This is a genomic window from Streptomyces sp. URMC 123 (assembly GCF_051386515.1).
Lineage (GTDB): Bacteria > Actinomycetota > Actinomycetes > Streptomycetales > Streptomycetaceae > Streptomyces.
Genome location: NZ_JBPQTV010000591.1, coordinates 1 through 1,550 on the forward strand (window position 1 = coordinate 1; position 1,550 = coordinate 1,550).

Annotated in this window: 1 protein-coding gene; it reads left to right on the forward strand. The window is 75.7% G+C overall.

Annotation, left to right across the window (positions count from 1 at the left end; genetic code table 11):
* Positions 1–1,550, forward strand: a 1,550-nt coding sequence (locus tag ACSNOD_RS31025) for a MupA/Atu3671 family FMN-dependent luciferase-like monooxygenase (RefSeq protein ID WP_436770410.1), incomplete at both ends; no start/stop codon positions are given.

Here is a 1,550-nt window from a genome sequence, read left to right on the forward strand (position 1 = left end):
GCGTACGGCCTCCCGCGCGGCGCCCTCGACGTCAGCATCTGCTTCTTCGGCGACTACCCCCAGGACTCCGCCCCCCGCCGCGGCAAGTACGACCTCATCCTGGAGACCGCCCGCTTCGCCGACCGGCACGGCTTCCACGCGCTCTGGATGCCCGAGCGGCACTTCCACTCCTTCGGCGGCCTCTTCCCCAACCCCGCCGTGCTCGCCGCCGCCCTCGCCCGCGAGACCGACCGCATCAGGCTCAACGCCGGCTCCGTCGTCCTTCCGCTGCACGACCCCGTCCGGGTCGCGGAGGAGTGGTCGATGGTCGACAACCTCTCCGGCGGCCGGATCGGCATCGGCTGCGCCAGTGGCTGGCACTCCCGCGACTTCGTCTTCTTCCCCGACCGCTTCGGCCGTCGCAGGGAGACGATGTACGAGCACGTGGAGCAGGTGCGCCGGCTCTGGCGCGGCGAGGCGCTGACCCGCGCCACCGGCGACGGCGAGGCCGACGTCCGGCTCTTCCCCCGGCCCGTGCAGGACGCCCCGCCGCTGTACACGGCGGTGGTCGGCAACCCCGCGTCGTACGAGCTGGCCGCGCGCCACGACCTCGGCGTGCTCACCAACCTCATGACGCAGAGCGTCGAACAGCTCGCGGAGAACATCGCCCGCTACCGCCGTGTCCGGGCCGAGCACGGCCTCGATCCCGGGGCCGGCCGGGTGGCCGTCCTGCTCCACACCTATCTGACCGACGACCACGAGAGGGCGCGCACGGAGGCGTACGAGCCGCTGTCCCGCTATATGCGCTCCTCCCTCTCGCTGTTCGGCGGCGTCGCCAACAGCCTCGGGCACCGCGTGGACCTGTCCGCCCTGGACGAGGACGACCTCGACGTGCTCTTCCGCCGGGCCTACCACCGCTACTGCGACCAGCGCGCCCTCATCGGCACGGCGGAGAGCGTCGGCCCGGTCGTGTCGGCGCTCCGCGCCGCGGGCGCCGACGAGCTCGTGTCGCTCGTCGACTTCGGCGTCGCGCCGGACGCCCTGCGGGCCGGGCTCGTCCACCTGGACGCGCTGCGCCGCGCCCATGCCGGCGCGGCCCCGGCGGACGCCGCGCGGGAGGCCGTACGCGCTGCCGCACCCACCGCCATATGCGCTGCCGCGCCCACCGCCGTACGCGGCGCCGCACCCGCCGCCGTAGCCGACCCCGTACGCGCTGCCCCGCCCACCGCCGTGCGTGAGCCCCGGGACGAGGGCCCGCCCCCGGGCGAGGGCGCCCCGCTCTCGCCCGGCCAGCAGCGCATCTGGCTGCTCGAACGCATGCTCCCCGGCCGCACCGCGTACAACGAGACCAAGGCCGTCCGCCTGGACGGCCCCCTCGACGTCCCCGCCCTCCGCGCCGCCCTGCGCGGCCTCGTCGCCCGCCACGAGGCCCTGCGCACCGTCTTCCGCGAGATCGGCGACGAGCCGCGCCAGTTCCTGCGCCCGCCGGGCGAGCCCGACTTCGCGGTGCTCGACCGCGCGCCCGTCGCCGCTGCCCCACAGGTCACCGCGGCCCCGCCCAGCACCCTCGG